The sequence below is a fragment of the Blastococcus sp. SYSU D00868 genome (genome assembly GCF_054050575.1).
Genome location: NZ_JBJGZO010000003.1, coordinates 135,994 through 161,482 on the forward strand (window position 1 = coordinate 135,994; position 25,489 = coordinate 161,482).

The window sequence follows — 25,489 nt, forward strand, 5'->3', positions numbered from 1 at the left end:
CCTCATCGGGTCACCTCTCCGAGCAGGCTGTCCCAGTCCGCCAGGAAGCGGGCCAGGCCGTACCGGTCGAGTGCGGCCGCGCGGGCGGCCTTTCCGGCGAGCCGGGCGGCGTCCCCGTCGTGCAGGTAGGTCCGGACCGCCTCCCAGAGCCGCTCCGGCCGGGTCGAGACCACGCCGGCGCCCTCGGGCACCGCCTCGACCACCTCCGTGGTGGCCAGCGCGACGACCGGCATGCCCAGGTGCATGGCCTCCAGCAGCGACAGGCCCAGCGACGTCCAGCGCACCGGGTGCACGTACACGCGGCGGCGGGCCAGCTCGGTGTGCATCGCGGCCTGCGGCGGGTCGTCGTACAGCGCCACCCGGCCGGGGTCGAGGCCGTACCGCTCGTGCAGCCCGGCCAGGCCCATGCCGAAGACGTCGACGGGGGCGGCCGCGGCCAGGCCGGGCAGCAGGTCGGCGCCGACGGTCCGGCCGCGGCGGACGGGCTCGTTGCTCACCACGGCGGCGCGGGCCAGCTCGCCGGTCCACCGCTCGCCCGGGTCGACGATGCCGTGCTCGATCACCGTCGTCGGCGCCCGGCCGTTGTCGTAGAAGAGCCGGTTGAAGTGCGTGACGTGCGCGATCGGGATGTCGTCGCGGTCGGCCAGCGGGTGCCGGGTGTGCGGCACCGGCCCGTCGCCGGGCTCCAGGCCGGGGGCGTTGTGCTCGAGGAAGACGGCCGGCAGGTCCCGGCCGGGCTCGCGGCCCAGCCACTGCCGGCACAGCTCGAGGTCGCGGGTGCGCTGCAGCACCACCACGTCGATGCCGCCGGCGTCGCCGGCGGCGCGCAGCTGCTCGGGCGTCACCTCGCGGGCGGACGCGGGCCAGTCCCAGGTGCGGGCGCGGCCCAGCCCGTCCGGGCCCCGGTCGGGGGTCACGGGGACCAGGTACTCGTGGCCACCCTCGACGAATGCCGTCGTCCACGAGCCGTGCACGTGCCAGAGGAGGACCCTCATGCGGCGATCACCTTCTCCACGGCGGCGAGGACGTCGGCTGGGCTCACCGACGACAGGCAGGGGTGGCCGGGCACCGGGCACACGCGGGCCCGGGTGTCGCGGCAGGGGGCGTCCTGGTCGCCGAGCAGCACGGTGGGCACCCCGTAGGGCGCCCACCGCGCGGCCGGCACGACCGGCGCGAACAGCGAGACGACGGGGGTGCCGACGGCGGCGGCCAGGTGCGCCGGGCCGGTGTTGCCGACGACGACGGCCGCGGCGCCGTCGAGCAGCGCGGCCATCTCGGCCAGGCTCGTGGCCCCGCCGAGGTCCTCGCCGCGGCGGCCGGCGACGGCGGCGGTGAGCGCCCGCTCCCCCGGCCCGCCGGTGACCAGCACCCGGTGTCCGGCGTCGGCCAGGGCCTCGACCGCCTCGGCGCACCGGTCGGCCGGCCACGCCCGGGCGGGCACGGAGGCGCCGGGGTGCAGCACGACGTAGCCGGGCTCCCGGCCGGTGGGCGGCAGCGGGCGGCGGACGGCGAGGCGGCCGTCGTCCCCGGGCGGCAGCGCGAAGCCGGCCGCCCGGGCCAGCGACAGCGCGCGCTCGGGCTCGGGCAGGTCCACGTCGTCCTCGGCGCCCGGCCGGTGCCGGACGTCGAGCAGCGAGCCCGGGTAGTCGACGCTGGTCGCGGCGATCCGCGGCACGCCGGCGGCCCGCAGCAGCAGCGCGAGCGGCAGCGGGGACTGGTGGAACGACGTCGAGATCACGGCCTCGTCCGGGGCCAGCGCCCGGACCCGCTCGGTGAGCCCGGCGAGGTCGGCGGCGTCCACCGGGGGCGGGTCGCCGAGGATCCACGGGCAGGCCCACGTCCAGACCTCGTCCACGCCGGGCAGCAGCGCGGCGGCGTCGGCGCCGGCCGGTCCGGCCAGGAACACGACCCGCTCGGCGCCGGCCGCGACGGCGCGGACCAGCGGCCCCTGCAGGAGGACGTCGCCGGCGTTGTCCAGCCGGGCGACCAGGACGGTGCCGCGCCGTGCGGCCGTCACCACCGGCCCGCCAGGACGTCGTCGACGGCGGCGGGGAGCGTCTCGGCCACGTGCGGGGCGGCCGCGACCTCGGACCGGCGGGTGACCGGCGTGGGGACCATGATCCCGGCGGCGCCGGCAGCCGCGGCGGCCTCGACGTCGGCGGCGATGTCCCCGACGACGACGCAGCGGGCCGGGTCGACGCCGAGCTCGGCGCAGGCGGCCTTGACCATGCCGGGGGCGGGCTTGCGGCAGGAGCAGCCGTCGTCGGGGCCGTGCGGGCAGTACTGGACCGTGTCGAAGGGGCCCAGCAGCTCCTCGAGCCGGGCCATGCAGGCGTCCACCTGGTCGCGGGTGATCAGCCCGCGGGCGACGCCGGACTGGTTGCTCACCACGCCGACCCGGACCCCGCGGGCGCGCAGCGCGTCGACCGCCTCGCGGGCGCCGGGCACGGGCTTCACCAGCGCCGGGTCGCCGTTGTACGGGTAGTCGCGGACCAGCGTGCCGTCGCGGTCGAACAGGACGAGGTCGGGCACGCCCCGCCAGCGGGTCACGCGGCGGTGCTGCACGGCGCCCCGCAGGACGTGCCAGGTGGCCAGCGGCGGGATGACCGCGCTGGTGGCCAGCATCGTGGTCACCTCGGCGCGGTCGCGGGGGCCGGGCGCGATGCGGATGCGGGCGAAGTCGGCGGTGCCGGCGGCCCAGGCGAGGGCGGCGGCCGCGGCGGCGCGCGGCCGGCGGGCGGCGGCGAGGCCGAGCGCGGCCACGGCGGCGGCCGTGACGGCGAGGTGCTGCGGGCGGCGGCCGAGCGGGGCGTCGGCGCGGTGCGGCGCGCGCCAGCCGGGCCCGTGCAGCCGGCGCATGAGGACGTCGTCGGCGTTGCCGGCCTGCACGCGGAGGCTGACCCAGCGGTCGGTCGGCCGCACCGGGTGGGTGATCCACCGCTGCCCGTGGACCAGCCGGGCGCCGGTGTCCATCACCCGCAGGGCGAGGTCGGAGTCCTCCCGGAAGGCGCGCGGGAAGCGCTCGTCGAAGCCGCCCACCGCGGCCAGCGCGCCGCGCCGGTAGGCGAGGTCGGCGGTGATCCAGGCGCTGGTGGCCAGGCCGGCGGTGCCGCGCTCCCAGTCGGTGGGCCGGCGGTCCTCCGGCAGCGGCACCCGGACCCGGCCCTGGCTGCCCGCGACGTCGGCGGGCAGGTCGGCCAGGTCGGCGGCCAGCCGCTCGTACCAGTCGGGGTCGGGGACGACGTCGTCGTCGAGGAAGGCGATCCACTCCGTGCGGGCGACCCGCCAGCCGAGGTTGCGCGCCCGGGCCGGGCCGCCCCCGCCGGTGCGGACGACGCGGACCGGCGGCAGGCCGGGCCGCTCCGGCCGCAGCGGCGGGCCGGCCGGCCGGTCGTCGACCAGCACGATCTCCGCGGGGCGCTCGCCGGGGCCGGCCGCGAGGGCGTCGAGCAGCGCGTCGAGCGACGGCCGGCCGATGGTCGGCACGACGACCGTGACGCGCGCGAGTACCCCGTCCACGATTTGCGTCGTGCCCGACCGATCCGGTTCGGAAACACTACGGGCTTGAAGTTTTCGGCGACCGGCGGCGACCGGCGGACCGGGACACCCGCCTTCCCCGGGCACGAGGGCACTCCTGCACCGGGCGGAACGGCGGCTCTGTCCGGGGACGTGCTGGTCAGCGGCCGGTCGGCGCCGGCCCGGGTCGGGTCAGCGGCGGGCGCGGGCGGCGGCGGAGACGCGCGCCAGGGCGTCGGTGACCACCGAGGCGTCGTCCCCCAGACGGGTGAGCAGGTGGGCCACCAGGTCGTCGTGCGTGGGCCCGGCCTCGCGCAGCTTGGCCCGGCCGGCGTCGGTGAGCCGGGCGTGCAGGAGGCGGCGGTCGTCGGCGGCCCGCTCCCGGACGACGAGCCCCTGGGCGACCAGCCGGGTCACGGTGCTGGTGACGCCGGCGCGGGACAGCCCGAGCGCCTCGGCGACCTCGCCCATGCTGGCCCGCTCGCCGGGCGCCTCGGCGATCCGGCGCAGCGCCTCGAAGCCGGTCAGGGAGATCGCGTGCTGCCGGTGCAGCGCGGAGTCCACCCGCCGGGTGATCCGGTCGTGCACCTGCACGATCCGCAGCCAGGTCTCCTCGGGGCGGGGTGCCGCGCCGGGGAGGTCCGCGACGTCGGGGACGGCGGACGTCAGCACGTTCTCCGGGGGCACCGCTCCATCGTCGCCGAAGTCGGCCTCAGGCGCTCCCGGACGCGGGGCGGCGGGCGCGCCGGCGCAGCGCCGACAGGCCGAGCCCGCCGGCCGCGACGGCCAGGGTGGCGCCGGCCAGGACCAGCGGCCACGTCGTCGTCCCGCCGGCCCCCACCGGCGTGCTGGCCGAGGCGATCTGCAGGTCGACGGCGACGGTCGTCGAGGTGACCGCCCCGACCACCTCGAGGGTGGTCGCGCCGGCCGCCAGCCCCGCGGGGATGCGCACGTCCACCGCCACCAGCCCGTCGATGTCGGCCACCGACGTGCCGAGCTCGGTGCCGTCGGCCAGCCGCAGGACGACCTCCTCGCCGGCGGCGAAGCCCGACGCGGTCAGGGTCACGACCTCGCCGGCGGCGACGCTGGAGGCGGGGCCGTCGGACGCGGCCACGGACGCCTCCGGGGCGGCCGGCCCGACCTGGCCCCCGGGCACCCCGCCGGGCGGCAGGTCGTCGGTGCCGGTGCCCGCCGGCGCCTCGGCCGAGCCGGTCGTCGGCGGCACCGTGGCGTCGGCGGTCGGCGGCGCGATGGCGGCGCAGTCCTCCTCGGCGGGCCGGGTGAACTCGAACCCGACCAGCTCGTCGACGTAGGTGACGCCGGAGCCGTCGAGCGCGGTGAACAGCAGCCGCGAGTCGATCCGCTCGCCCCAGTCGACGTCGCCGGTGGTCAGCTCGACGACCTGGCCGGGGGCGACGTGGGCGCGGTCCTCGCCGGCGGGCCGGCGGGTGGTGGCCAGGACGACGTCGTAGGGCACCGAGCCGCCGGTCACCTCGACGGCCACCCCGCCGGGCCGGCAGCTGGGACCCTGCGTGACGCGGGAGTCGGGACGGGTCGGGTCGTCGACGGCGAGCACCGGGTCGGCCGCCGCGACCCCCAGAGTGAGCCAGCCGGCCAGGAGGGCGCCGGTGACGGCGGCCCCGCGGACGGCCCTCGGCGACGCACCGGACGGCACGCAGTTCCCCCTCGAGCTGTTCTGCTGTCGGCGCGATCGGTGGTCGATGCGCCGGCCCCCACATGATGGACGCTGTGAGCGCCTCCGAACGGTGTGTCACTGACGCTTCTGGCGTGTCGGTGCGGCGTGTCGGCAGAAAGTCGCGCGCCGACTCCGGTCGGCCGCCCGGACGGCGGGGCCCTAGCGTGTCCCGGTGACCTCCGCAGCCGGGACCGGACGCCAGCGCCAGAACGAGATCTACCGGGCCGGGGTGTACGGCCGCACCCCGCGGGTGCCGACCGTGGCCCGCGCGCTGCAGCGCGCCGCGCGCCGCCGGCTGGACGCCCGCGCCTACGCCTACGTCGCCGGCGGCGCCGGGGACGAGTCGACCCAGCGGGCCAACCGCGACGCCTTCGACCGCTGGGCCGTCGTCCCGCGGGTGCTGCGCGACGTGAGCGAGCGCGACACCTCGGTCGAGCTGTTCGGCCGGCGGCTGCCCGCTCCGCTGCTGCTCGGCCCGGTGGGCGCGCTGGAGCTGGTGCACCCCGAGGCCGACCTGGCGGTGGCGCGCGCCGCGGCGGGGCTGGGCGTGCCGATGGTCTTCTCCAACCAGGCGTCGGTGCCGATGGAGACCTGCGCGCAGGCGATGGGCGACGCCCCCCGCTGGTTCCAGCTGTACTGGTCGACCTCCGACGAGCTGGTGGAGAGCCTTGTCGGCCGCGCCGAGGCCAGCAGCTGCGACGCGCTCGTGGTCACGCTCGACACCACGATGCTCGGCTGGCGCCCGCGCGACCTGGACCTGGGGCACCTGCCCTTCGCCCTCGGCAAGGGCATCGCCCAGTACACGTCCGACCCGGTGTTCCGCCGGCTGGTGGCCGAGCGGGCCGCCGCCACCCCCGCCCCGGCGGAACCGGGCGCCTCCGCCGAGCGGGACCGGCAGCCGCGGCCGACCCTGGCCGCCGTCCGGGCGCTGGTCGGCATGGCGCGGGCCTGGCCCGGGCCGCTGCTGGAGAACCTGCGCTCGCCGCTGCCGCGCGCCGCCGTCGAGACCTTCTTGGCGATCTACTCGCGCCCCTCGATCACGTGGGCCGACCTGGCGTGGCTGCGGGCGCGCACCCGGCTGCCGATCGTGCTCAAGGGCGTGCTGCACCCCGACGACGCCCGGCGGGCCCTCGACGAGGGGGTGGACGGCGTGGTGGTGAGCACGCACGGCGGGCGCCAGGTGGACCGGTCGATCGCGGCGCTGGACGCGCTGCCCGACGTCGTGACGGCGGTCGGCGACCGGGCGCCGGTGCTGCTCGACAGCGGCGTCCGCAGCGGCGCGGACGCGCTGGTGGCCCTGGCCCTCGGCGCGCGGGCCGTGCTGCTCGGCCGGCCGTTCGCCTGGGGGCTCGGCCTGGCCGGCGAGGAGGGGGTGCGGCAGGTGGTCTCCGACGTCCTCGGCGAGTTCGACCTGACGCTCGGCCTGGCCGGGCTGACGTCCGTCGGCGAGCTGGGCCCGGAGGTGCTGCGCCGGGTCGGGTGAGCCCGTTCTCCGCGCCCGTCCGGCGCTGACCAGGGCGTTCCGGCCCGGGTCGAAAGACACGCCCGGCAGGGGTTGCCCTCCTCTGTGGCGGGAGTCACAGTGGTCGTGGGCGGGGGCAGCCGGGAAACCACTGGCCATCCACCGCTGGATGGACCGACCAACGCGGCCAGACCGCCAGAGCCGGCCCCCCGCCCCACATCTCCCCTCCGGGTCCTCCGCCACTGCCCACCCCCCGTGGGCAGGGACGGAACGCCGCCCCGGGACGTGCTCGGCACGCGACCTCCGCCGGTGCCCACCCCCCGTGGGCACCGGCGGAGCGCTCCGGAGGTGCGACCCGCCCGCCGGCCCGGACCGGGGCGCCGCACCTCCGGGCCGCTCGCCCCCGGTTGCGCGCAGGCGCAGGATGGTCGGCGTGACCATCACCGAGAACCGGGTGAGCGTCCCCGGGATCAGCAGCCCCGTCCCGACCCAGCTCTTCGTCGGCGGCACCTGGCGGGCCGCGGCCGGCGGGGCCGAGTTCGACGTCCACGACCCCGCCGACGGCTCCGTCCTCGCGCGCGTCGCCGACGCCACCCCCGACGACGCGCGCGCCGCCATGGACGCCGCCGCGGCCGCCGCCCCCGGCTGGGCCGCCACCCCGCCGCGCAAGCGCAGCGAGATCCTGCGCCGCACGTTCGACGCGATGACCGGACCGCGGGCCGACGACCTGGCGCGGCTGATGGTCCGCGAGAACGGCAAGACCCTCGCCGACGCCCGCGGCGAGCTGACCTACGCGGCCGAGTTCTTCCGCTGGTTCAGCGAGGAGGCGGTCCGCATCGACGGCGACTACCGGGTCGCGCCCGCCGGGGGCACCCGCACGGTCGTCGTCCGGCAGCCGGTCGGCATCTGCCTGGCCATCACGCCGTGGAACTTCCCGGCGGCGATGCTCACCCGCAAGCTCGGTCCGGCGTTCGCCGCCGGCTGCCCGGTGGTGGTCAAGCCCGCCGCCGAGACGCCGCTGACCGCGCTGCTGCTGGCCGAGCTGCTCGCCGAGGCGGGCCTGCCCGACGGCGCCCTCAGCGTGCTGCCCACCAGCAGCGCGCGGGACGTCGCCGGCACCGTGATGACCGACCCGCGGCTGCGCAAGGTCAGCTTCACCGGCTCGACCGAGGTCGGCCGCGGGCTGCTCAAGCAGGCCGCCGACCAGGTGCTGGTCAGCTCGATGGAGCTCGGCGGGAACGCGCCGTTCATCGTCTGCGCCGACGCCGACCTCGACGCCGCGGTGGACGGCGCGATGGTCGCCAAGCTGCGCAACGGCGGCGAGGCGTGCACCGCGGCCAACCGCTTCTACGTCGAGGACGCCGTCGCCGAGGAATTCGGCCGCCGGCTCGCCGAGCGGATGGGCGGGCTCACCCTCGGCCGCGGCGACGACGACGGCGTCGACCTCGGCCCGCTGGTCAACGAGGACACGGTGGGCAAGGTCGAGCGGATCGTCCGGGAGACGGTGGACGCCGGGGCACGCGTGGTCGTCGGCGGCGAGCGGCCGGACGGGCCCGGGTACTTCTACCCGCCGACCGTGCTGCTCGACGTCCCGGCCGGCTCCCCGGCGACCGAGGAGGAGATCTTCGGCCCGGTCGCGCCGATCGTCCGGTTCACCTCCGACGAGGAGGTGCTCGCGCTGGCCAACGGCACCGAGTTCGGCCTGGTCTCCTACGTCTACACCGGGGACCTGGCCCGCGGCCTGCGGATCTCCGAGGCGCTGGAGTCGGGCATGGTCGGGCTCAACCGCGGCATGGTCAGCGACCCGGCCGCGCCGTTCGGCGGGGTCAAGCAGAGCGGCATCGGCCGCGAGGGCGGCCACGAGGGCCTGGCCGAGTACCTGCAGACCAAGTACATCTCCTTCCCCCTCTGAGCTCCTCGCTTGCGGCCGACCGGGGGAGCGCACCTGGCCGGCCACAAGGGCCCCGCAAGCGCGGGGACCGACTCTCTCCTCGACCCGGTGGACGGCCGTCCGGCCACCCCGCCGCCAGCAACGAGGAGCCCGAACCCCCATGCGCACCGTCGCCCGTACCGGCACCGCCCTGCTCGCCCTGGGCGCCGCCGCCCTCGTCCTGACCGCCTGCGGCGACGACGAACCCTCCGCCGCCGACGTCGCCGACGTCGTCGCGGCCGCCGGTGAGGACGGCGGGGCCGGCGCGGCCGGCACCGCCGAGGAGGGCTCGGCCGCGCCCGGGGACGCCGACCTGTGCGCGCTGTACGCCGCGGACGGGCAGGCCTTCGTGGACGCCTACGACTACGTCGGCAGCGGCGCCACCGACGACGTCTCGGAACTGGTCGCCGCCGCCGACGCCCTCGCCGCGGACATCGACGCCGTCCCCGCCGACGAGGTCTCCGACGCCCTCCTCGGGACCGCCGAGGAGATCAGTGCCAGCGCCGCCGAGGTCGGGCCCGCGCTCGAGGCCGGCGAGGGCGTCGAGGAGATCGACGCGACCATCGGCGGCCTGGAGACGCTCGCCGACACCTGCGCCGAGCTCGGCCTCGCCTGACCCGCCCCGCCGCGAGCGGAGTCGCTCCAGCGCGGAGACCGCGCTCGAGCGACTCCGCTCAGCGGTCGGTGGGGCGCTCGTCGTCGGCGGTGGAGACGCCCTGCAGCGGGGCGATCGCCAGGACGTCGACCGGGGCGCTCTCGGCCAGCGCCTCGGCCGGCGACCTCCGCGGCCGGTAGACGACGGTCGACACGAACAGGAACCGGGCGAGGAAGGCGACGGCCAGGGTGATGCCCTGCGCGAGCACCGACGGGAACGCCAGCACCTCCACGAGGAAGGCCAGGGCGGGCAGCCGGGCCAGGGTGTCGACGTTGTTGTAGAGCACCGAGTGCAGCAGCCGGGTCCCCAGGCGGTGCCGGTTGTCCTTGAGGTCGGAGAAGACGAACCGCTCCTGCAGCACGAAGTTGTGCAGGATCGCGACCTCGGTGGCGATGACCGCGGCCGGCAGGTAGTGCAGGCCGGTCTCGCGCAGCAGCAGCCACATGAGCAGCAGGTTCACGATGGTGCCCAGCGCCCCGACGGCCGCGAACCGGGCCATGCGGCCCATCCGCAGCGCGGCCATCTGGTAGAGGAACTGGGCGCCGTTGCGCCAGGAGGCCTTGCTCTCCCCGTCGTGCCGCTCCCCGAAGGCGAACGGCACCTCGGCGACGGCCAGGTCGTGCCGGGCCAGGATCTCCAGCAGGATCTTGAACCCGCGGGGGCGCATCCGGTCCAGCTGCACGGCGTCGCGCCGCACGCAGAAGAAGCCGGTCATCGGGTCGGTGCAGACCCGGCCCACCCGGCGCGGGAAGCAGGAGCGGGCCAGCAGGGTCGAGGTGCTGGAGACCGCGCGCCGCCACGAGGAGGACAGGCCCGAGGAGTCCCCGGCGCCCACGTAGCGGCTGGCCACGACCATGTCGACGCCCTCGGCGGTGTCGCGCAGCAGCGGCACCAGCTCCGGCGGGTGCTGCAGGTCGCCGTCCAGGACGACGACGTAGTCCCCGCGCGCGATGGCGATGCCCGCGGCGACCGCCCCGGCCAGCCCGCCCTCGCGCTCGCCGGGCTCCCGGTGCAGCAGCCGCACGGGCAGGCTGCTGGTGCGCGCGACCTCGCGGACGGCGTCGGCCGTGTCGTCGGTGGAGTCGTCGACGAACAGGATCTCCGCGTCGCGCCCGGCCAGCGCCCCGTCCAGCCGCCGCACGAGCTCCGCGACGTTGCCCCGCTCGTTGAACGTCGGCACCACGACGGTCGTGTCCACGCTCGGCGTCTCCTGGGTCCGGTCCGGTCGTCGGCGGGCAGCGGCCGGCCCTCCTCCCCCCGAGGGTGTCATGCCACACGTCCCGCCGGGGAGCCGAGGACGTCCCGGGGGCCGATCGGGCGTCCCAGCAGCGCCACCCGACCCGCCCGTCACCCCGCCCGACCGGGGCGTTCGAGCAGCCAGGAGACGGCCAGGCCGGCGACCAGTCCCCAGAAGGCCGAGCCGATCGACAGCACGGTCACGTCGGCGACGGTCACCACGAAGGTCACCAGAGCCCCGAGGGTGCGGGTGCCCGCGAAGGCGGTGACGAACGCCGTCTGCAGCACCCGCAGCATCGCCAGCCCGCCGAGCGCGGCCACGAAGGCCGGCGGCGTGCCGAGCATCAGCCCGGTGAACAGCGGCGCGAACAGCCCGAACGCGATCGCCAGCAGCCCGCACAGGATGCCGGCGGTGTACTGCCGCTCCCGCGTGCCCGAGGCCGCGAGCAGCGCGTTCGTCGGCCCGGTCAGGCAGGTGGAGACCGTGCCGACGAACGCGGTCAGCACCGACCACACCCCGCAGGCGACGGTGACGGCGGTGACCGGCGGGTCGTGCCGCGCGGCCCGCAGCACGGCGACGCCCTGCCCGTTCTGCACCACGATCACCGTGATCGCCAGCGGGACGACGAGCTCCAGCGCCGCCTGCAGCGACCAGTCCGGCGCGGTCAGCACCGGCGCGGCCAGCACGCCGTCGGCCGCCCCGGGCTCGAACCGGCCCGACAGCGCGACGGCGACGGCGCCCACGGCGAGCGCGCCCAGCACCGGCGGCACCCGGGCGCCGAGCCGTGGCAGCGCGCTGAGCGCCAGGAAGACGACGACCATCGGCGCCGCCACCGCCGCGTCGTCGGCCAGCGCGTGCACCAGGTCGACGCCGAAGCGCAGGAAGATGCCGGCGACCATCGCCATGACGATCGGCATCGGGACGACGTCCATCACCCGCCGCACCAGCCCGGAGAGGCCGAGCACCGCGGTCAGGACGCCGGTGAGCACGAACGCGCCGACGACCTCCGGCCAGGTCAGGTGGCCCAGCGCCGGGCCGACCAGGACGGTGCCCGGGATGGTCCAGAAGAACGCCAGCGGCTGGCGGTACAGCCACGACGCGAGCACGGTCAGCACGCCGTTGAGGAGGAAGGCGCCGAACACCCAGCTGGCGATCTGGGCCCGCGACAGCCCGCCCTGCGCGCCGACGGCCAGGATCACCGCGACCGGGCCGGTGGCGGCGAAGACGAGGCCGACGAGCGCGTTGCCCGCGTACAGCGGGCCGGCGTCGCGCAGCACCCGGCCCGGGCCGGGCAGGGGGCGCGCGGGGGGCTCGACCAGCCGCCCGGCGGTGTCCTGTTCGGTCATGCCCCTCCCCCGCGCGTCCGACCGTCCGACCGGGTTCCGGCAGTGAGGCCCGGATCACAGGTCACGGAAAGATTCTCAGTGCCAAGATGTTACTGGGCACACATCCCGCGAGCGGCACGAGGAGGACCATGACCGCGACCGACGCCGTCGGCGCCCGCACCCGGGACGCCGTCGACGAGATCATCGGCCAGTGGGGTCGGGTCCGTCCGGGCCTCGACGTCTCGGCCATGCAGGTGTTCGGCCGGCTGCACCGCAGCTTCCTGCTCTACCGGTCCGCGATCGGCGAGCGGTTCACCGAGGCGGGCACCACGGAGCCGGGCTTCGACGTCCTCGCCGCGCTGCGCCGGTCCGGCCCCGAGCAGCGGCTGTCGGCCGGCGAGCTCGCCCGGCAGACGCTGGTTACCACCGGCGGGCTGACGCTGCGGGTCAAGCGGCTGGAGAAGGAGGGCCTGGTCCGCCGCGAGCGCGACCCCGAGGACCACCGCATGGTCTACGTCTCGCTCACCGACACCGGCCGCGAGCTGGTCGACCGGGCCGCCGACCTGCACTTCGACAACATGGCCCGGATGCTCGAGGGGCTGACCGCCGGCGAGCGCGAGGAGCTCGCCCGGCTGCTCGGCCGGCTCTACGACGCGCTGCAGGAGGCCAGCCCCGGCCTGGAGCTGTCCGCCGCGGCCGCCGAGGCCTGAGTCCGGGCGGCACGGTGGCTCCCGGGCCGGGCCCCGACGCGGTCGAGGAGGTCATCGGCCGGTGGGCCGCCGTCCGGCCGGACCTGGACGTGTCCGGGCTGGCGGTGTTCGAGCGCCTGCACCGCTGCTTCCTGCTCTACCGGGCGGCGATCGGCGCCCGGTTCGCCGAGGTCGGGGCCACCGAGCCCGGCTTCGACGTGATGGCGGCGCTGCGGCGCACCGCGCCCGGGCCCGAGCTCAGCGCCGGCGGCCTGGCCCGCCAGACGCTGGTGACCACCGGCGGGCTGAGCCTGCGGCTGCGCCGGCTGGAGGCGCAGGGGCACGTGCGCCGCGACCGCGACCCCGACGACCAGCGGATGGTGCACGTCTCGCTCACCGACAGTGGCCGGGAGCTGCTCGACCGGACCGCCGACGCACACTTCGCGAACATGCGCCGGATGCTGTCCGGGCTCTCGCCCGCGGAGCAGGAGGCCCTGGCCCGCCTGCTGGGCCGCCTTTTCGCGACCCTCCGGGCCGCCGGCTCGGATCAGGTCCCCTGATCGTGCAGCGTCCTCCCTCACCGCACACGGTGAGGGAGGACGCTCGATGATCAGGTGGGCTGATCGTGGCCGGGGGTCAGGACGACGACGCGGCGCCCCGGATGCCCTGCGCCTCGACCTCGACCTTGAGCCCGGGGTCGACGAGCGCGGCGACGCCGACCAGCGTCGAGCACGGGAAGTCGCCGGAGAAGACCTCCGACCGGGCCCGGCCGACGGCGACCTTGTCGGCGACGTCGGTGAGGTAGACCCGCAGCACCAGGATGTCGTCGACCGACGCGCCGCAGGCCTCGGTCAGCTCCCTGACGCGGCGGAAGGTCTCCACCGCCTGCAGGTACGCGTCGTCCCCGCCGACCGGGCCGTCCGGCCCGCCGGCGTGCATGCCCGACAGGAAGAAGTGGTCGCCGTGCACCCGGGCGTTGCTGAACATCCCCGGCCGCGGCGGCTCCGGCACCGACTCGGCGACGACCCTCATGCCCGCGCCTTCCTCTCGTCGGCCTCGCGGACGAGGCGCTCGCGGACCTCGACGAAGTCGTAGGTCGGGTAGAAGTCGGTCTGGAACACGCCCCAGGCGCGGCGCTCCAGCTCCACGTTGACCACGTTCAGCAGCCGCGGGGGCAGCCGCAGGGTGACGATCTGGCCGACGCCCATCGCGACGACCCAGGAGACGACCTCGCACCCCTCGGGCGGGAAGCCGTGCCACCAGTCGACGGCGTCGAGCTTGTCCCGCTGCTCGACCAGGTTCTGCCCCTGGTCGTGCCGCAGGAAGATCGTCAGCAGCATGGTCTCCTCGGCGGGGACGGCCTGCGCCGTCCCCGCCGGGGCGGCCGGGTCAGGCATCCGCGGGGGCCGCGAGCTTCGCCGCCTGCGCCTGGGCGTCGGCCCGGTACATCCGGCGGATGCGGGAGACGCCGAGGTCGTGCTGGTAGAGGTGCTCGTCGACGTCGGCGTCGGCGGCCAGGGCCTCGAGCACGATGCGGTCCTGCTCGAGCACCGCCCAGTGCTTGGCCTCCAGCTGCGTCCGGTACAGGAAGCGCCACACCTCGCGCTCCCAGCCCTCCACCCGGCGGGTCCGCCAGTGGAAGATCGCCGAGTTGTGCTCGTCGATCGGCGTGGCCATGCCGACGATGCCGAACGTCCCGCCGGGGCCGGCGTTCGGCGCGTAGGGGATCTCCAGGTCGACGTAGTCCATCGACCCGCGGGCGAACTCCACCCAGTCGAAGTTGACGCCGCGCTGGTCGGTCTTCTCGAAGAAGAAGCCGCGGTCGGTCTCGCGGATGCGGAACCGGGCGGAGGTGTCGCCGCCGAACATCGAGTGCGAGTCGCGGTGCAGGAACGCGCCGTGCATGGGGTCCAGGACGTTGTCCATGTAGAACCGCCACGGCCCGGCCCACTCGGCGTAGTTGGAGAACCAGGAGACGGCGGGGTCGGCCAGCCGGTCCGGGAGCGCGAACTCGGTCACCTGCGAGTCCTCGGTGAGCGGCACGAACGCGAAGATCGTGTCCGCGGCCTCGGTGACGCTGAGCGACACCGTGGCCTTCTTGCCCTCCAGCGCGCAGCCGGGCATGCCGGGCACGGAGACGACCGTGCCGGTGCCGTCGACCTGGACGCCGTGGTAGCGGCAGGCCACCCGGTCGCCGAGGTGCTGGCCGACCGACAGCGGGGCGCTGCGGTGCGGGCAGCGGTCCTCGAGCATCGAGATCCGGCCCTGGGCGTCGCGGAACAGCAGCCAGTCGACGCCCAGCCGCTTGACCTTGACCATCTCGCCGGCGCCGACGAAGCGCGACGGGAGGATCGGGTACCAGCGGTCGCGCAGGCCGGTGGCCGCGATCTCCTCCGCCGACAGGGTGCGGCGGGTGCCCACGACCTTCGGCGTCTTCGCCGGACGCGGGCGGGCCGGGGCGGCGGGCCCCGAGGTGGACGGCGTGGTGCTGACGTCGGTCATCTCAGTCTCCCAGTCGGCGCATCTCGGCGCGGAGCGAGTCCGCGGTCCAGGGGCCCCCGTCGGGGGCGTTGAGGCCCAGGCCGTTGAGGCCCTCGACCAGGCCGGGCAGGTCGTGCACGCCGCGCCCGAACACCTCCATGATCGCGCCGGAGAGCTTCTGCTCGTACGGGCTGATCGGGTGCGGGTGCGTCTGGTGCGTCTCGAGGTACTGCTCAGGCATGCGCTTCCTCCCTGGCCTGGGGCACGAGGGACGACAGGCCCTCGGCGATGGACATGAACGCGGTGACCCACTCCTGGAACGAGCGGGGGTTGCTGCGGTGCACGGGGGCGGCGGTGCCGTCGACGATGACCATCACGCCGTTGGCGACGCCGCCGGCGACGGTCTGGGCCTGGGAGGTGTCGGTGTCCGGCCGGGGCGCGGCGACGACGACGAGCGTCGGCGTCTGCACCTCGCGCAGCAGCTCCCAGTAGGCCGGGTCGGCCTCGTCGACCTCGGGGTCGGCGGCCAGGACGCTGACCACCAGGTCGGGTCGGCGCGCCGCCAGCAGCAGCGCCCGCGGCACCGCCGTCCCGGCGGCCAGGACGTGCACCGGGCCGCCGCCGGCGTCCCGCGCCACCGCCCCGGCCGCCTGGGCGAGCCACGCGGCGTCGTCCGGGGCGCCCTCGGGGGCCCACTCGACCGCGCCGAGCGCGTGCACCTGGTCGAGGAACCAGTCGGCGGGCTCGCTGCCCTCGCGCAGGCACAGGACGCCTGCTGCCAGTTCGTCGGTCACGTCAGTGGCCCCCCTCCGGGGTCGGGATGTGCACCGGCGGGGTGAAGGCCCCCGGCACCGGGTCCAGCGCCGTCACGTCGACCTCGACGAGCACCGGCCGGCGGGCGGCGACCGCCTCGCGGAGCACGGACTCGAACCGGCCGGGGCCCTGCACCAGCCAGTAGGGCATGGCCATGGAGTGTGCGAGCTTCTCGAAGTCGGGGGTGAACAGGTCGACGCCGGTGACGTCGAAGCCGTTGGCCTTCTGCATGTTGCGCAGGACGCCGTAGCCGCCGTCGTTGAACACCAGGACGACGACCCACGCGCCGGTGCCGCACAGCGACGCGAGCTCGCCCAGGTGCACGGCCAGGCCGCCGTCGCCGGCGATGACCACGGTCGGGGCCTCCGGCCGGCCGACCGCCGCGCCGATGCCCATCGCCAGGCCCTGACCGATGCCGCCGCCGAGCGGGAAGACGTTGGATCGGCGGTCGTAGAACTCCAGCAGCCGGTTGCCCCACTGGCTGGAGGGGATGGTGACGTCCCGGGCGACGACGGACTCGCGCGGCAGCACGGTCCGCAGCCCGGCGCAGATCTCCGCGTAGCCGCCGATGTAGGCGGAGAGGTCGGCGCGGACCTGCTCGCGCACCGCCGTCACCCGGTCGGGCCAGCCGGCCTCCGTCGCGGTCGACGGCAGCCGCTCGAGCAGCGCGGCCAGCACCGCGCGGGCGTCGCCGACCAGGCCGACCTCGGCGGGGTACACCCGGCCGACGGCGGCGGGGTCGACGTCGACCTGCACGTGCCGCTTGGGCAGCTCGAGCGCGTAGCTCTTCGTCTCGTTGGAGCGGAAGTGCGTGCCGATGCTCAGCAGCAGGTCGGCGTCGGCGATCAGCGGGGCGACCGCCGGGGTGCTGGCGAAGTTGCCGACGACCAGCGGGTCGTCCTCGGGGACGATCGCCCGCCCGGAGTTGCTGGTCAGCACGCCGGCGCCGAGCCGGTGCGCGAGCTCGGCGAGCTCGGCGGGGGCGCCGGCCGCGCCGCCGCCGACCCACAGCAGCGGCCGGTGGGCGGCGGCCAGCAGCGCGGCGGCGGCGTCGAGGGCGGCGTCGTCGGGGTGCGCCACCGGCAGCGGCTCGGCGGTCGCCGGCCGCTGGACGGCGGGGTCGGCCAGGTACTGCAGGTCCGAGGGCCACTCGACGCTGGCCGGGCCGCCGGGCGTGCTGAGGATGGCGGCGACGGCCTCCTCGAGCGTGGCCTCCGCGCGGTCGGCCGACGGCACGGTCGCGGCGAACGCGGAGATCGCCTCGAGCATCTTCCGCTGGCCGGGGAACTCGTGGATGACCCCGCGGGCGGAGCCCGGCGCCGCCGGGTCGTAGTGCTCGCTGTCGATCTGGCCGGTGACGTGCAGGACCCGGCTGCCGGCGGTCAGCGCCTCGATCATGGAGCCCGCGGCGTTGCCGGCGCCGGTGCCGGTGCTGGTGAGCGCGACGCCGATCCGCCCGGTGGCGCGGGCGTAGCCGTCGGCGGCGTTGACGACGGCCGCCTCGTGCCGCATCTCGACGAAGCGCAGCTCGCGGGCCACGGCCTCGACCAGCGGCAGGTTGTGCACGCTGATCACGCCGAAGGCGGTGTCGATGCCGTGCCGCTTCATCACGGCGACGAGGACGTCGCCGCCGGTGGAACGTCGAACGTTGGTCATGACGCCTTCCTTCGACCGGCCCCCGTGCAGGGACCCGCCGCGAGCTCGCGAGTGGTGGGGGGCACGGGGGTCCTCACTCACAGGTATCGGGAGATGCCGCCGCCGACGTCGACGGTGGCGCCGGTGCAGTAGGAGGACAGGGGTGACAGCAGGCTGACGATCGGGAAGGCGACCTCCTCGGCGCGGCCGAACCGGCCGAGGGCGATGCCGCGGTCGGCGGCGATCTCGGCGCTCCACTCCTCGTAGCTCTGCCCGGTGCCGGCGGCCTCGTAGCGCCGCCGCCACTGGCCGGTGTCGACCAGCCCGAGGGCGACCGAGTTGACCCGGATCCCCTCGGCCGCGAGCTCCGCCGACAGCGTCCGGGTGAGGTTGAGCAGCGCCGCGCGGGCCGCCGAGGTGATCGCCAGCCGCGTCTCCGGCTGCTTGGCCAGTATCGCGTTGACGTTGACCACCGAGGCGGCGTCGGAGGCGGCCAGGTGCGGGCGGGCGGCGCGGACGACGTTCCAGGCGCCGAACACCTTGAGCTCCAGCTCCTCGCGGATCTGGTCGTCGGTGGTGTCGCTGATCGGCGCCATGAGGGAGCGGCCGGCGTTGCACACCACGCCGTCCACCCCGCCGAACACGTCGACGCCCTCGGCGACCATCGCCTCGACCGAGGCTCGGTCGACGACGTCGCAGGCGACGGCGTGCACCTTGCCGGGGCCGGGCAGCGCGCCGACGGCGGACTGCAGGCGGTCCAGGTCCCGGGCGGAGGCGACGACCGACGCCCCCTCCCCCACCAGCAGGCGGGTCGTGGCCAGGCCGACGCCGGAGCTGGCCCCGGTGACGACGACGGTGCGCCCGCTCAGCTGCAGGTCCATCTCAGCGCCCCTTCACTGCGGCATCACGAAGCCGCCGTCGACGGCCACGACCTGGCCGGTGATGAAGCCCGCCTTCTCCGACAGCAGGAAGGCGACGAGGTCGGCGACGTCCTGCGGGGTCTGCTCGCGCTTGAGCGCCCGCCGGTCGGCGTAGACCTGGTAGCGCGACTCGGGGATCCCCGCGGTCGCCTCGACCCGGATGATCCCGGGAGCGACGGCGTTGACGCGGACGCCGTGCGGCCCGGCCTCCCGGGCCATCGTGCGGGTCATCGACATGACCGCGCCCTTGGAGCCGACGTAGTGCACGAGCCGGGGCGAGCCGTCGATCGCGGTGTCCGAGGCCATGTTGACGATGGCGCCGGCGCCCTTCTCCAGCATCTGCGGCACCAGCCGGGCGGCGACCTGCCAGGTGCCCAGGGCGTTGACGGTCATGATCCGGCGGAAGGCCTCGACGTCGAGGTCCCAGAAGGTGGCGCCGCCGACGCCGTCGGCCAGCGCGGCGTTGTTCACCAGCGCGTCGACGCCGCCGAGGGACTCGGTGCACTCGGCCAGCGCGGCCACCGAGTGCGGGTCGGCGATGTCGAGCGTCTGCGCGTGCACCTCGGCGCCGCCGGCGCGCAGCTCGGCGGCGGTCTGCTCGAGCAGCTCGCCGCGGATGTCGCCCAGCACCAGCCGGTCGCCCGCGGCGGCGAGGGTCTCGGCGATCACCCGGCCCAGGCCGCGCGCGGCGCCGGTGACGACGGTCAGCCGGCTCACGGGGCCACCGACCACAGGGCGAGGACGGCGGCCGCGACCTCGGCCGGCTTCTCGGTCAGGGCCGCGTGCCCGGCCCCGGGGACGACGACGAGCCGGGCGCCGGGGATGCGCGCGGCCAGCAGCCGGGACTCCTCGACGCCGGTGACGACGTCGTGCTCGCCCACCAGCACCAGCGTCGGGACGGCGATGGCCGGGAGCAGGGCGGCGGTGTCGGTGGCGGCCATGAACTCGGCGGCGCCGGAGTAGCCGGGCAGCCGCACCCGGGCCATCTCGGCGCGGACGGCGTCGGCCACCGCGGGGTCGCAGCCGGGCGCGACCAGCCGCGGCGCGCGGGCGGCGGCGAAGGCGCGCGCCCCGGACTCGGCGAGGTCGGCGATCCGCGCCCGCATGGCGGCGGCCTTGTCCGGGCTCGTGCCCGAGCCGCGGGTGGAGTCGGCGAGCACCAGGGTGCGCACCCGCTCGGGGTGCCGGGCGGCGACCTGCGTGGCGATCACGCCGCCCCAGGAGGTGCCGAACAGGTCGACCCGGTCGAGCCCGAGCTCGTCGAGCAGCGCCATGACGCGGGCGGGGTAGTCGACGTCGTCCGGGCCGGCCGGGTCGGGCGACTCCCCGTAGCCGGGGGCGTCCCAGGCGATCGCCCGGGCGCCGGCCGCGGCCAGCGCGCCGGCCAGGCCGGCGCAGGAGGCCGCGCTGCCGCCGATGCCGTGCAGCAGGAGGACCGGGCGGCCGGCCCCCTCCTCGGTGACGGCGAGCCCCCCGGCCAGGCGGGTGCGGACGGGAGCGGACACGTCAGGCCTCGACCCCGACCCCGAGGCCGGCCCCGTTGTCGGCGGACACGGGCAGGAAGTAGCCGGGCTTGGCGTCGACCAGCCCGCGGGCGCCGGCGTCGGGGATGCCGGCCATCGCCGAGCGGACCGACGTGCTGGGCGGGCCGGCAGTGCGCCACTGGTCGGACAGCTCGGGGGTGCGCCGCCAGGTGCGGCACAGCCAGGAGTCCTCGTCGACCTGGATGACCTCGGAGGTGTACTCGCAGACCAGCTGCGCCGGGTCGGTGTAGTAGGAGAACGTGTTGTCGCCGGGGCCGTGCCGGCCGGGGCCCCACTGCGGCGTGACGCCGTGCACCTTGAGGCTGCCGATGCCGCGCATGAAGTGGTCGACCGATGCCATCTCGTAGGCGACGTGGTTGATCGACGTCCACGGGGCCTGGTTGAAGGCGATGACGTGGTGCTCGGGGTTGCAGCGCAGGAACGACATCTGGTGCTCCGACCAGTCGGAGATCCGCATGCCCAGCACCTGGCAGTAGAAGGCGGTGGCGCGGTCGATGTCGACGGTGTTGAGGACGACGTGCGCCAGCTTCTTGGGCAGCGCCGCGTACCCGCCCTGGTCCTGCCGGACGACGGCGTTCACGTCGGCGGCCAGCTCCACCACCCGGCCCTCGGGGTCGACCAGGGCCATGCCGTAGCCGCCGGCGGCGTCGTCGTAGGGGCCGGGCTCGCGCAGCAGCGGGATGCCGAGGTCGGTCAGCCGGCGGGCGGCGTCGTCGATCTCGCGGCGGGTGCCGACGGCGAAGCTGACCCCGCCGAGGGAGTTCTGCTCGGTCTGCTGCAGCTCGAGGACGTGGTGCTCCTCGCCGGTGCCGCGCAGCCAGAAGCGGCCGGCGCCGTCGTCGGCGTCGGACACCCCCAGCCCCCAGGCCTCGCTGTAGAAGTCCTTCGAGGTGACCGGGTCGGGCACCCCGAGGGTGACCGAGCGCAGGGCGCGCAGCCGGACGACCGGCTGGTCGGCGTAGTGCACGCGGTGGCTGCTCATGACGTCTCCTTGGTGAGAGGAAGGACCCCCTGCCCCCCACCGCTCGCAAGCTCGCGGCGGGGCCCTGCAGGCGGCCGGGACCGAAGGCCCCTAGAGGTCGAGGACGAGCTCGCGGGAGCGGCAGCGGGAGACGCAGACCATCATCGTCCCGGCGGCCTCGTGCTCCTCGGCCGTCATGAGGAAGTCGCGGTGGTCGACGTCGCCGCTGACCACCTTCGTCTCGCAGGTGCCGCAGATGCCCTCGGTGCAGGAGGAGTCGACCGGCACGCCGGCGTCCTCCAGCGCCTGCAGGACGGAGATCTCGGGGCCGACGGGGATCCGCTCGCCGGTGGAGGCCAGGACGACGTCGAACGCCTCGTCGACCTCCCCCTCGGGGACGACGCGCTCGGGGGCCTTGAACCGCTCGAGCCGCAGCAGGGAGGGGTCCTCCATGGCCTCGGCGACGGCGTCCATCAGCGGGGTGGGGCCGCAGCAGTAGACGAGGGTGCGCGGGTCCTGGCTGTGCAGGATCGCCTTGAGGTCGGGGTAGCGGCCGTTCTCGTCGTCCACGTGCACGTGCACCCGCTCGCGGGGCAGCGCCTCGACGGCCTCGAGGAAGGCCATCCCCTGCCGGCTGCGGCCGGTGTAGAGCATCGCCCAGTCGGCGCCGCGGGCCTCCAGCTCGCGGGCCATGGTGATGATCGGGGTGATCCCGATGCCGCCCGCGATGAGGAAGTGCTTGGGCGCCTCCTCGAGGTGGAAGGCGTTGCGCGGGCCGTCGACGGCGATGTGCGCCCCGACCGACAGCGCGTCGTGCACGCAGGTGCTGCCGCCGCGCGAGTCGGGGGTGCGCAGCACCGCCACCGTCCACCGGGTCGAGTCCGAGGGGTCCGAGCACAGCGAGTACTCGCGCACCAGCCCGTTGGGCAGGTGCAGGGCCAGGTGGGCACCCGGCTTCCAGGTGGGCAGGGCGGCGCCCGAGGGGTCGACCAGCGTCACGCTCGTGATGCCGTCGGCCTCGTAGGTCTTCTGCTGGACGCGCAGCGTGTGCCGCCCGTCCTCGCCCGCGAGGTTCCTCTCCATGCCCGGACTCCCCAGCTCGGCTCGATGCGGCAGGACTCGGCCGCGGTGGTGTGGTGGTGTGGGTCAGGTGTCGATCAGGTCCGCGTCAGCGGGTGACGCCGTACATCTCCGACGACGGCGGGTAGGTCGGCAGCTGCGGCTTCGGGGTCCCGATGATCACGCAGATCAGCGCGTCCTCCTCGCTGACGGTCCGCAGCGAGCGGGGCACGCCGGCCGGCACGCGCAGCAGGTCGCGGTAGCCCAGCACGCGGGTCGCCTTCTTGGTGCCGTCCTCGACGTCGTGGACGGCGAACTCGACCTTCCCCTGGAGGACGTAGAAGACCTCCTCCACGTCGTGGTGGGTGTGCTCGGGGCCCACGCAGCCGGCCGGCAGCAGCATGTTCGAGAAGGTGAAGTGCTCGGCCTGCAGCACCCGGGTGTCGGTCGAGTGGTCGCCGGTGGCGCCGGAGCCGATGTAGCGGATCTGGGCGCGCCGGAACTTGTCGCCGCCCTTGGCCGCCTGGAAGCCGAGGGTGTCCCAGTCCTCGTAGCGGCTCTCCGCGGTGGCGAGGCAGGAGTCGATGAGCTGCTCGAGGTCCGTGCCCTGGGAGGTGGTCTGCTCGGTGGTCACTGCGGTTCTCCTCTGGTCTCTGCGTGGGCTGCTGGTCAGTGGGGGCGACCGCGGTGCGCGATCGCCTCGATCTCGACGGTCGCCCCGTAGGGCAGGCCCGCCACCTCGACGAAGCTGCGCGCCGGCCGCGGCTCGGCGAACACCCGCTGGTAGTGGGCGTTGGCCTCGGCCCGCAGGCTGAGGTCGGTGACGAAGTACGTCGTCTTCACGACGTCGGCCAGGTGCATGCCGACGGTCTCCAGCCGCTCGGAGAGCCGGGCCGTGGCCGCCTCGATCGCCTCGGTGCGGCCGGGGACGGCGACGCCGTCGGCGTCCACCGACAGGGCGCCGGAGACGAAGGCGAGGTCGCCGACGGCGAACGCCGGGCTGTAGGGGTGTGCGCCGCTGATCTGCGTGCTCGTGCTCATCGCTCGAACCCTCCGGGGGCGCCCCACGGGATCGGGTGCCCGCTGACGTCGACGTAGATGGACTTCTGGTGCATGTACGAGCGGATCCCGTCGCGGCCCTTCTCCAGGCCGATGCCGCTCTCCTTCAGCCCGGTGAACGGGGTGGAGATGCTGAACTGCTTGTAGGTGTTCACCCAGACCGTGCCCGCCTTGACGGCCCTGGCGACCCGCCAGGCGCGGGGGAAGTCGCGGGTCCAGATGCCCGCGGCGAGGCCGAAGACGGTGTCGTTGGCCTGCGCGACCAGGTCGTCCTCGTCGTCGAAGGTCATCAGGACCGCGACCGGGCCGAAGACCTCCTCCTGGCAGATCCGGTCGCCGTTGGCGACGCCGGTGAGGATCGTCGGCAGGTAGTACGCGCCGGCGGCGAGCTCCTCGTGCTCGGGCACCCGGCCGCCGGTGAGGACGGTGGCGCCGGCGGCGACGGCGTCGTCCACCATGCGGGCCACGCCGTCGCGGTGCGAGTGGGTGATCATCGGCGCCACGTGGGTGCGCGGGTCGTCGCCGGGGCCGACGACGAGCCGCTCGGTGGCGGCGACCAGACGCGCGGTGAACTCCTCGGCGATGTCGCGGTGCACGAACACCCGCGAGCCGGCGATGCAGCTCTGCCCGGTCGAGGAGAAGATCCCGTAGACCACGCCGGCGACGGCCTGGTCGAGGTCGGCGTCGGGGAAGACGATCGTCGGCGACTTGCCGCCGAGCTCCAGGGTGACCGGCATGACCTTGCGGGCGGCGACCTCGCCGAGGTGCTTGCCGGTGGAGGTGCCGCCGGTGAAGCTGATCTTGGAGATCTCCGGGTGGGCCACCAGCGCCTCGCCCACGGTGCGGCCCGGCCCGGGCAGCACCGACAGCAGGCCCGCGGGCAGGCCGGCTTCCTCGGCCAGCCGCGCCAGGTGCAGGGTCACCCAGGGCGCCCACACCGGCGGCTTGGAGACGACGGCATTGCCGGCGGCCAGCGCGGGGGCGATCTTCTGCGCGTCGCTGGCGATCGGCGAGTTCCACGGGGTGATGGCGCCGACGACGCCCATCGGCTCCCACGTGGCGAAGGTCAGGTAGGCGCCGCGGGAGGGGGTGATGTCCCCGACCATCGTCTCCAGCGTGGCGGCCATGTAGCGGAAGGTGTTGGCCGCGCTCAGGCACAGCGCCCTGGTCTCGCCGCGGGTCTTGCCGGTGTCGAGGGTCTGCAGCGCCGAGATCGTGTCGGCGTCGCGCTCGAGGGCCTCGCCGATGCGGTAGAGCACCCGGGCCCTCTCGTGCGGCAGCATCGCCGTCCACCCGGACTCGGCGGCGGCGCGCAGGCCGCCGCGGACGGCGCGGTCGACGTCCTCGACGGTCGCCCCGTGCAGGGTGGCGAAGACCTTGCCGGTGGCCGGGTCGACCGACTCGATGGGCTCGCCGCTCCCCCGCTGCCAGCGGCCGGCGACGAGGATCTCGTCGCGCAGCGACGCCTGCAGTCCGGCGACGGGGAACGACCGCTCGGCGGCGGCGTTCGGCACGTCCCGCTCGAGTTCCAGCCGGTCGGTCATGGGAGCTCCTTCGGTGGTACCCCTCTGAGTGCTCATCTTCTTAGCGCTCAGAGATATACTGATGAGGGTAGGAGTGGTGCCCGCCACGGTCAAGGGGCGGAGCACGGCGGACTCAGGCGATCAGCGGGGGCCGGGCGGTGAGCCCGCTCAGCGTGCGGAGTATCGAGTACGGCACCACCGCGCTGGTGCGCGGGTTGTCCGGGCTCGGCCGGTTCTGCACCTCGAACGTGTAGGAGCCCTGCGGCCCGGACGCCTCGATGCGGTGGGTGGTGAGCTCGGCCGCCGGGTCGGCGTGCAGCTGCACGGTGACGACGTCCGGGTCCCCGACGGCCAGCGCCAGGGCGGCGGCCACGTTGAGCGACTGCGGGAAGAGGCGGGCCGCCTCGGCCGGGGTGCCGGCGAAGACGAGCACGTCGCCGGTCGCCTCCCGGACGCGGCGGGCCTCGGCCTCGTCCATCCACGGCTGCACGAGGGCGGCCGGCTTCTTGGTGGTCCGCAGCACCGCCCGGTCCAGCCCGCCGACGGCGGCCGCCGAGGCGAGCAGGTCCAGGCCGCCCAGCGCCCCGTGGGTGCAGCGCAGCCGGCCGGGGCCCAGCTCGCCGAGCCGCCCGGCCAGCCGGGGGTCCAGCAGCCCGGCGACCGAGCTGACCACGAGGTCGCGGCCGGCGGAGAGCACCGGCTCGACCGCCTCGACGAGGGCGGCGGAGCCGGCGCACTCCACGACGACGTCCGCGGCCGCGACCGCCTCGGCCAGCGGGAGCCGGGGCACCGGGAGCCCCGGCGCGGGCGAGCGGGTCACGACGGACACCAGCGTGGCGCCGTCCACCGCCCCCGCGAGGAGCTCCCGGGCGACCACCCGGCCGATGGCGCCGTGGCCCAGCAGGGCCACCCGGAGCCCGGGCGTGCCGGTCGGACCGGCGGTGCCCGGGGAGCGGGAGGCGTCAGCGGCGCGGGTGGTCATCC

27 protein-coding genes are annotated in these 25,489 nt (G+C 75.7%); 5 read left to right on the top strand and 22 right to left on the bottom strand.

Annotated elements, in window-relative coordinates:
- Positions 1 to 2 precede the first annotated feature (2 nt).
- The 5 genes from ACI79F_RS03985 to ACI79F_RS04005 all read right to left on the bottom strand — a co-directional run bounded on the left by ACI79F_RS03985 (position 3) and on the right by ACI79F_RS04005 (position 5,191).
- Positions 3 to 995: a glycosyltransferase gene (locus ACI79F_RS03985; protein ID WP_456544185.1), complete on the bottom strand. Its 993-nt coding sequence runs from the start codon at positions 993 to 995 to the stop codon at positions 3 to 5.
- On the bottom strand, positions 992 to 2,017 hold the full coding sequence (locus ACI79F_RS03990; protein WP_456544184.1) for a glycosyltransferase family 9 protein: 1,026 nt from the start codon (positions 2,015 to 2,017) through the stop codon (positions 992 to 994). Before ACI79F_RS03990 ends, ACI79F_RS03985 begins: the two co-directional genes overlap by 4 nt.
- On the bottom strand, positions 2,014 to 3,519 hold the full coding sequence (locus tag ACI79F_RS03995) for an HAD-IIIA family hydrolase (RefSeq protein ID WP_456544183.1): 1,506 nt from the start codon (positions 3,517 to 3,519) through the stop codon (positions 2,014 to 2,016). Before ACI79F_RS03995 ends, ACI79F_RS03990 begins: the two co-directional genes overlap by 4 nt.
- A 189-nt stretch (positions 3,520 to 3,708) precedes the next feature.
- A complete protein-coding gene (locus ACI79F_RS04000) occupies positions 3,709 to 4,203 on the bottom strand; it encodes a MarR family winged helix-turn-helix transcriptional regulator (RefSeq protein WP_456544182.1) in 495 nt (164 codons plus the stop codon).
- A 25-nt stretch (positions 4,204 to 4,228) separates the two neighbouring features.
- Positions 4,229 to 5,191, bottom strand: a complete 963-nt coding sequence (locus ACI79F_RS04005) for a hypothetical protein (RefSeq protein WP_456544181.1) — start codon at positions 5,189 to 5,191, stop codon at positions 4,229 to 4,231.
- Between the two features lie 193 nt (positions 5,192 to 5,384).
- On the opposite strand from ACI79F_RS04005, the gene ACI79F_RS04010 reads away from it, so the two are divergent.
- The 3 genes from ACI79F_RS04010 (at position 5,385) to ACI79F_RS04020 (ending at position 9,220) form a co-directional block, all read left to right on the top strand.
- Positions 5,385 to 6,695 (top strand): alpha-hydroxy-acid oxidizing protein, encoded by a 1,311-nt coding sequence (locus ACI79F_RS04010; RefSeq protein WP_456544180.1) that lies wholly within the window; start codon positions 5,385 to 5,387, stop codon positions 6,693 to 6,695.
- Between the two features lie 412 nt (positions 6,696 to 7,107).
- Complete coding sequence (locus ACI79F_RS04015; RefSeq protein WP_456544179.1) at positions 7,108 to 8,586, top strand: NAD-dependent succinate-semialdehyde dehydrogenase; 1,479 nt, start codon at positions 7,108 to 7,110, stop codon at positions 8,584 to 8,586.
- 139 nt (positions 8,587 to 8,725) lie between these two features.
- Positions 8,726 to 9,220 carry a hypothetical protein gene (locus tag ACI79F_RS04020; RefSeq protein ID WP_456544178.1) on the top strand — a complete coding sequence of 165 codons (495 nt, stop codon included), beginning with the start codon at positions 8,726 to 8,728 and terminating at the stop codon, positions 9,218 to 9,220.
- A 58-nt stretch (positions 9,221 to 9,278) separates the two neighbouring features.
- On the opposite strand, the gene ACI79F_RS04025 is transcribed toward ACI79F_RS04020, so the two are convergent.
- On the bottom strand, positions 9,279 to 10,457 hold the full coding sequence (locus tag ACI79F_RS04025; protein ID WP_456544177.1) for a glycosyltransferase: 1,179 nt from the start codon (positions 10,455 to 10,457) through the stop codon (positions 9,279 to 9,281).
- 149 nt (positions 10,458 to 10,606) lie between these two features.
- On the bottom strand, positions 10,607 to 11,842 hold the full coding sequence (locus ACI79F_RS04030) for a benzoate/H(+) symporter BenE family transporter (protein WP_456544176.1): 1,236 nt from the start codon (positions 11,840 to 11,842) through the stop codon (positions 10,607 to 10,609).
- A gap of 128 nt (positions 11,843 to 11,970) precedes the next feature.
- Between ACI79F_RS04030 and ACI79F_RS04035 the strand changes: the two genes are divergently transcribed.
- Positions 11,971 to 12,531, top strand: coding sequence for a MarR family winged helix-turn-helix transcriptional regulator (locus ACI79F_RS04035; RefSeq protein ID WP_456544175.1), 561 nt, complete (start codon positions 11,971 to 11,973; stop codon positions 12,529 to 12,531).
- 14 nt (positions 12,532 to 12,545) lie between these two features.
- A complete protein-coding gene (locus ACI79F_RS04040) occupies positions 12,546 to 13,070 on the top strand; it encodes a MarR family winged helix-turn-helix transcriptional regulator (protein ID WP_456544174.1) in 525 nt (174 codons plus the stop codon).
- Positions 13,071 to 13,146: 76 nt separating this feature from the next.
- Here the strand turns inward: ACI79F_RS04040 and ACI79F_RS04045 are convergent, their stop codons facing one another.
- The 15 genes from ACI79F_RS04045 to ACI79F_RS04115 all read right to left on the bottom strand — a co-directional run bounded on the left by ACI79F_RS04045 (position 13,147) and on the right by ACI79F_RS04115 (position 25,487).
- Entirely contained in the window at positions 13,147 to 13,542 is a 396-nt protein-coding gene (locus tag ACI79F_RS04045; RefSeq protein ID WP_456544173.1) for a RidA family protein, read from the bottom strand.
- Positions 13,539 to 13,907: a hypothetical protein gene (locus ACI79F_RS04050; protein WP_456544172.1), complete on the bottom strand. Its 369-nt coding sequence runs from the start codon at positions 13,905 to 13,907 to the stop codon at positions 13,539 to 13,541. The genes ACI79F_RS04045 and ACI79F_RS04050 overlap by 4 nt, the downstream gene beginning before the upstream one ends.
- Positions 13,900 to 15,012: a Rieske 2Fe-2S domain-containing protein gene (locus tag ACI79F_RS04055; protein ID WP_456544171.1), complete on the bottom strand. Its 1,113-nt coding sequence runs from the start codon at positions 15,010 to 15,012 to the stop codon at positions 13,900 to 13,902. Before ACI79F_RS04055 ends, ACI79F_RS04050 begins: the two co-directional genes overlap by 8 nt.
- A gap of 1 nt (position 15,013) precedes the next feature.
- Positions 15,014 to 15,232 (bottom strand): recombinase-like helix-turn-helix domain-containing protein, encoded by a 219-nt coding sequence (locus tag ACI79F_RS04060; protein WP_456544170.1) that lies wholly within the window; start codon positions 15,230 to 15,232, stop codon positions 15,014 to 15,016.
- Positions 15,225 to 15,785 carry an alpha/beta fold hydrolase gene (locus ACI79F_RS04065; protein ID WP_456544169.1) on the bottom strand — a complete coding sequence of 187 codons (561 nt, stop codon included), beginning with the start codon at positions 15,783 to 15,785 and terminating at the stop codon, positions 15,225 to 15,227. The genes ACI79F_RS04060 and ACI79F_RS04065 overlap by 8 nt, the downstream gene beginning before the upstream one ends.
- Position 15,786: 1 nt before the next feature.
- Positions 15,787 to 17,460 carry a thiamine pyrophosphate-binding protein gene (locus ACI79F_RS04070; protein WP_456544168.1) on the bottom strand — a complete coding sequence of 558 codons (1,674 nt, stop codon included), beginning with the start codon at positions 17,458 to 17,460 and terminating at the stop codon, positions 15,787 to 15,789.
- 77 nt (positions 17,461 to 17,537) lie between these two features.
- Positions 17,538 to 18,320 (bottom strand): SDR family oxidoreductase, encoded by a 783-nt coding sequence (locus ACI79F_RS04075; protein WP_456544167.1) that lies wholly within the window; start codon positions 18,318 to 18,320, stop codon positions 17,538 to 17,540.
- A 12-nt stretch (positions 18,321 to 18,332) separates the two neighbouring features.
- Positions 18,333 to 19,076: an SDR family NAD(P)-dependent oxidoreductase gene (locus ACI79F_RS04080; protein WP_456544166.1), complete on the bottom strand. Its 744-nt coding sequence runs from the start codon at positions 19,074 to 19,076 to the stop codon at positions 18,333 to 18,335.
- A complete protein-coding gene (locus tag ACI79F_RS04085; RefSeq protein ID WP_456544165.1) occupies positions 19,073 to 19,864 on the bottom strand; it encodes an alpha/beta fold hydrolase in 792 nt (263 codons plus the stop codon). The genes ACI79F_RS04080 and ACI79F_RS04085 overlap by 4 nt, the downstream gene beginning before the upstream one ends.
- 1 nt (position 19,865) lies before the next feature.
- Positions 19,866 to 20,885, bottom strand: coding sequence for a VOC family protein (locus tag ACI79F_RS04090; protein ID WP_456544164.1), 1,020 nt, complete (start codon positions 20,883 to 20,885; stop codon positions 19,866 to 19,868).
- Between the two features lie 90 nt (positions 20,886 to 20,975).
- The gene (locus ACI79F_RS04095; protein WP_456544163.1) at positions 20,976 to 21,947 is read right to left on the bottom strand and encodes a PDR/VanB family oxidoreductase; all 972 of its coding nucleotides are present in this window, start codon (positions 21,945 to 21,947) and stop codon (positions 20,976 to 20,978) included.
- 85 nt (positions 21,948 to 22,032) lie between these two features.
- A complete protein-coding gene (locus ACI79F_RS04100; RefSeq protein ID WP_456544162.1) occupies positions 22,033 to 22,557 on the bottom strand; it encodes a cupin domain-containing protein in 525 nt (174 codons plus the stop codon).
- Between the two features lie 35 nt (positions 22,558 to 22,592).
- Positions 22,593 to 22,964: a RidA family protein gene (locus tag ACI79F_RS04105; protein ID WP_456544161.1), complete on the bottom strand. Its 372-nt coding sequence runs from the start codon at positions 22,962 to 22,964 to the stop codon at positions 22,593 to 22,595.
- The gene (locus tag ACI79F_RS04110) at positions 22,961 to 24,526 is read right to left on the bottom strand and encodes an aldehyde dehydrogenase (protein ID WP_456544160.1); all 1,566 of its coding nucleotides are present in this window, start codon (positions 24,524 to 24,526) and stop codon (positions 22,961 to 22,963) included. Before ACI79F_RS04110 ends, ACI79F_RS04105 begins: the two co-directional genes overlap by 4 nt.
- Before the next feature lie 112 nt (positions 24,527 to 24,638).
- Positions 24,639 to 25,487 (bottom strand): aspartate dehydrogenase domain-containing protein, encoded by an 849-nt coding sequence (locus tag ACI79F_RS04115; RefSeq protein ID WP_456544159.1) that lies wholly within the window; start codon positions 25,485 to 25,487, stop codon positions 24,639 to 24,641.
- Between the last annotated feature and the right edge of the window lie 2 nt (positions 25,488 to 25,489).